This is a genomic window from Collimonas sp., from assembly GCF_039923675.1.
GTDB lineage: Bacteria > Pseudomonadota > Gammaproteobacteria > Burkholderiales > Burkholderiaceae_D > Collimonas.
Genome location: NZ_JBDTCG010000065.1, coordinates 1 through 5438, shown reverse-complemented (window position 1 = coordinate 5438; position 5438 = coordinate 1). Strand labels below are relative to the sequence as shown.

General features: G+C 57.4%; 2 protein-coding genes. Both read right to left on the bottom strand.

Annotation, left to right across the window (positions count from 1 at the left end):
* On the bottom strand, nucleotides 1-607 hold a 607-nt coding region (locus ABI171_RS14185; RefSeq protein WP_348099305.1), incomplete at its 3' end, for a hypothetical protein.
* The coding region (locus ABI171_RS14180; RefSeq protein WP_348099304.1) for an RHS repeat-associated core domain-containing protein at nucleotides 583-5438 on the bottom strand (4856 nt) is incomplete at its 5' end. The genes ABI171_RS14185 and ABI171_RS14180, both read right to left, overlap by 25 nt.

Below are 5438 nucleotides of genomic sequence, written 5' to 3'. Positions count from 1 at the left end.
GGTCCGTATCGTAGACGATGCGGGTGCTGGCCTGAGCCAGGATTTCAGCAGCGAACGGGGATTTGGGAGCCGCAAAAAACCGCTCAATTTCAGCCGTTGTCAGATCGGCCTGGAATCCCGCCAGATTATCGCCAAGATTTTCCGAGGTTTTGCCCATCACGGCCGAACCGGCCACCAGTCCCAGCGTGTCGAACGCGACCTGGGAGCGGTTGCCGTTTGCATCAGTGGTCGACTGCGCTTGCAATACGCGATAGTCATTGCTGGCCGACACCTTGTTGCCGAAGGTATCGGTGCGGCCCACGGCCAGCAAATCGTAGTCATCGAAGTCGGCCGTATTACTGAATCCGAAAGGATCTTCAAAGCGGCGCGGCTGGAAAAAATGTCGCGTGGCTTGCGCCAGTTCCGTATCCGGACCAGCCTGCGGATCGCTGTGGAAAAATATCCGGCCGGTGGGTAGCCAAAGGCAGCCGTCGCCATCCAGATCGACATAGGCGCCGCCATCCGATGCCTTGCTGCATAGTATGGCGGCAGGGTCTGGCAGCAGGTTTTCTGGAGCGTGCCGGGACATTGTTGCATCCTTGACTAGTTCGCCGTGGGCGTAAGCCATGCCGCGATCCTCCAGCCAATGGTTTGTGTATAGGCCGGCTTGTTTGGATCGGTCCAGGCTTGCGACACTAGATTATCCGCCGCCGTCAGCGTGTCCCCGATCATTTGTCCGGGCGAGATTTCTGTGCCGAGATATCTCTTCGACAGATAAGCACTGCCTTCTTGGATGCCGATACCAACGGACACGCCGACGGCAAAGGCGCCTACCACTGCGGCGCCGGTGGCAGCGACTGCAGCCGCACCACCGCCCGCGACCACGCCACCACCCGCTACGGCGCCGCTCCCAACCGCCGCTCCGCCGCCGCCTGCACCAAGCGCTGTCGAAGCCAGCGCAAACGTCTGCAAGCCGCCCGACACTGCGCCCGCAAGATCGGCGAGGCCGTGCGCAACATCTCCCTTGGCGTAATCCTCTCCCAGGGAATAGGCGCTCAGTCCAGCTCCCAGCGGGCCGGCGATTTTTCCGAGTACTTTGGCGGCAGGCGCTAATGCTTCCAGTACAGGTGCGGCTCTAGCCATGACGCTGCTGAGAATGCCGGCCTCCGCCACGACCGGCTCAACTTTTGCGGCGCTAGCCACCAGCGCATTGACCTCTTCTGTCGTCGACGCCACGGTGCTGCCATTGACGGTCGATAAAGGAATGCCGAGAGCGTTATACTTGGGACTGATGACGCCGCCGCCATACTTGATGTCGCCGACCAGTTGGCCGACGCCACTGGTCAGGTTGTCGCCTACACTAAGGCTTTGCCCCGGTTGAACTGCGACCAGATCCAGATTGAAAGAGCCTTTGGGTCCGCCGGGACTGCCGCCGATCTGGGTCACGACGCCGGCGACGGTCCTTACCTCCGAATAGATGCGGTCAGCACTTTCGAAACCGATCTGCTTGAGTGCATCAACGACCCCGGTCGCGCCGGCGTGAGCTGCCGTGCCAAACGGACTGGCAGCGCTGGAGCTGAAGGAGATGCCACGTTGCGCGCCGGTTTCGAATCCGGCCTGATTCCTGATGAACTGGAACAGATCTTCAATCGAATTCGACGGCGGCGTTGGGACCTTTCCTGTCGCATCGGAGAAGACGATCGGATTATTTGCAGAAAATGCATAGAGATTGATGCCGCCGCTGATCCCGATAGGATCTGCGCTGGTCCATAGGCCTAGCCAAGGAGCGTAGTACCTGGCGCCGTGGTAGTACAAGCCGCTTTCTTCGTCGCGCTCCTTGCCTGAATAGCGATACCGCTTGGGCGCATCGCTCTTGCCGTGCACCGCTTGATACGCGGTGCTGCCGTAAGGTGTGTATTCTTCGTAGGACAATATCCGTGCCTGGCGGTCGAGTTCCAGACAGACCGAGCCAAGATGATTGGCGTATTGATAGCGGATGAGTTGTTGCGGCGCCGGGTCGCTGCCTTCAGTGCGCGTTTCAATTAAAGCGATGGGCTGCTTGTCATCCATGATCTGCAGGGTTTCGCGTACCAGCGGGGTGGCGCCGTTCTTGCGATAAGTCTCGAAGCTGCCGAGATAGATGCGCTCATCCTTGACCTGGCCTGTCGCCAGCTCGGTCACCTTGCGCACGCGGCGGCCGGCCGCGTCATAGACGTACCATGTGCGTTCGCCTTTCGGCTGGCCGTCGTGGCCGTCGATATTGACGGCTTGGCGCTGGACCATCTGCAACTGGTCCTTGAAATCCCATTGCATGACATGCAACTGCTGCATGTGCAGCATGTTGCCATGACTGTCGTAGCGAGGGGCGCGTTCGCCGTGCTCTCTGAACTCATCGTGATCGCCGATCGTGGCGGCGCTCAGCCGGTTGCTGTGTTTGTCATCTTGCAGCTGACTGGTTTCGTGATATGCATAGCTGCGTTTCCAGCCGGACTGGGAAGGATCGTGGCCGCGATGCCGCATGGCGAGGATATTCCCTACCGCATCGTAGAAATATTGCTCGCAATATCTCGCCATCGCGTTGCCGTCGCCCGGTTGAGGCAGCCGGACGCGTGATGCATCGCTAAACGAATAAGGTGTGGGCGCTCCGCCAATTTGACCAAGATGCTCGCGACCGTATCCCTCGATCAGCCGATAGACGGCGTCGTAACTATAGTCGTTGCCGGGTTCAACTTTGCGGTTGCGAAAAAAGATGCTCTGTTGAGCATGGTCACGTATGTGAGTCACGTTTCCCATGGCATCGTAGGTGTAATGAAGGCTTTGCAATTGTTCAACATCCGGGTAACGTACTGTGGATAGCTGCATCAAACGGAAATTCAACGGGTCGTAGCCATAGCTGGTACGTGTGTCATTGCCATACACAACCTGCGTACGCAAGCCTTTGGCGTTGTAGTTGATACGGCTTATGAATGACGTGAAGACAGTCGATCCATGCAATTGAGCGTTGACGCTTTGCAGCAGATTGGTGGCGTTGTATGCGGGGTAGATCACGCTGTGATCGGGGCTGGTCAGCGCCGTGGGACGGTTGAGCGCATCGTAGCGAGTGTGGTTGCTGTAGACCGCCGCCTCAAGCGCGATTTGTCCGGTCCAATCCAGGCTACGTTTGTATTCACGGGCGAGTTGACGTTCGCTATGCAGCAGGTTTCCTTTGAAATCGTAATCTTCGCTCCTGACAACGCCTGCCTGGTCCATGACTTGAACGACTTTGGTGCGGAGATTTTTGCTTTCCGGATGCGGCCGCGATTCGCCATATTCGATGCGTCCCACCAACAGTTCGGCGGTGCCATCGCCGTCACGCAGACTGGTTGAGACCGGACGTCGCAATGCGTCGTAGACGGTGCGAAACTGATGCTGCCGACTGTCCCAGGTCCGTATCGGCTTGCCAGCCATATCATTCAGCAACCAGCGTTCGCCGGCTTCCATGCTGGCTTGATGGATGCGTTCGCCGCGTAGATCAAATTCATAAGTGGCGACGATGCGATGGTTGGCGTCAATGACTTCTCGCTGGTTGCCTTGAATATCGAAGAACTTTCGGGTTGGGTAGAATTCTTCAGTGGAAAAATTATTTGTCGCTGCTCCCCCGCTGCGAGCAGAGGGTCGAGGTCGCGACGTAGAGGCTGAACCAAAGCGATTGTGCGCAATACTCAACACCGTATTTCCCAAGGTGTCTGCATACGCAAGGCCGGGCGTCCCGCCATGCACGGCAGTTTTACGCGCTGTGTTCTGCTCTTCAAAGCCGTACGATCCGGTAATCCTGAGGTCATACCAGCTAGGCAAATAGTCAGGCTCCGGCAAGCGCCGGAAAAAAGGGCCGACATCGTGGTCATCTTCGGGATGGCTGGTCAGCACGTTATCGTTAACATCCCAGTTTTCCTGACGCCACGGATCAAACACCGTTTTTTGAAAGGTATGATTTGGATGCAGAGTCGCTGCCAACCGGCCGACCGGATCGTAAAGCAAGATGGGACTTACACCAACCTGCTTGCCGAATGTGTAGCCGGGAGTGTCGTCAAAAAAAGGCTCATATTGCCGTACCGGCTTCCCCTTGTTGTTAAAAATGGTCCAGCCGCTAGCTATCCAGCGTGAGACTACATGCTCTCCGCCATCGATGACGGGCCCGGGTTCCGCCTGTTTTTTTTGCTGAATCTCTCGACAAAACCCGTCGGCGTAGCTAAAGCTGATTTGTATTTTGCTTTGTTGTTGAGATGCCAGATCGCTGTAGTGCGTTTCGCGGCTTAGCGTCGCCGAGAAGGCCGGTTGTCGAATGCGGAAAAATCGATCCGGCTCGTAGACCGTGCGAGTGCTGGCCCGGCCCAGGATTTCGGCGGAGATTGCGCCTGCAGGATTGGCAAAAAAAAGTGCGATTTCGGCTGTTGTCAGGTCCGCGCGGAAGCCATCCAGGCTATCGCCAAGATGTTCGCAGGTCTTGCCCGCCAGCGCCGAACCGGCCACCATGCCGAACGTATCAAACGCGACTTCCGATCGGTTGCCGTTGGCGTCGGTGACTGATTGCGGCCGCAGCACCCGATAATCATTTTCGGCATGAACGACGTTGGCCAGGGCATCCGCGGTGCGGATATTGAGTAGATCATGCGTATCGAAATCGGCAGTAATGCTATAGCCGAAAGGATTTTCAAACCGACGCGGCAAGAAAAAATTCAGTGACGCCCGCATCAGTTCCGCGCTGGCGTCGACATCGGGATCGGGATCGAAAAAAATCTTGTCTCCCGGCACCCACCAACAGCCATCATTGTCCAGGTCGAGATAACCACCACCATCCTCCGCCTTGCTCCCCAATACCGTGCCCGGGTCGGGGAGCAAAGGCGTTGTCCGCAGTTCGGCAGCATGCTCCGGCGCCGTCCCGGCAGCGCTGCATGAAGCATCGTTTGAAGGGCGTTGGAAGGTCGTCTCCAGCAAGCCGGGCGTGAACGCCAGCGTGTAGCTCTGGCCTGGCAAGGCCAGCGACTCCAGAACGCCAAGCGGCAGCATTCGGTCCAACCGATCGCTGCGGTAAAGGATGCGGCTTTGCTTCAACAGACGGCGATATGGAACGTCATGCTCTGCTCCCTTTGCCCGCCAGTCTTCAAAAGGAATATCGTGTGCGCCATCGCCGGCGCGCGCCGCTTGCCTGGCTATTTCATCGAAACCGAAGAAGTTGGTGACATCGGAAAGATGCCTTTCCGGCTTGACGTTGATCAGTTCGTACAGTTTCACTTCGCAGGGAAGAGGGGAACGGTAGGCATTTTTTTCATGCACCGCATTGGTATAAGCGTTCCTGGTCAGAGTCAGCAGAATCTGCGCCTGTTTGTCGCGATCCTCCTGGGTCAATAATGGTGAAGGATCCGGAAATCTGCGGCCATAGGCGATAGCGACAGAAGTCAATACATTGCCGTAGTCGTCGA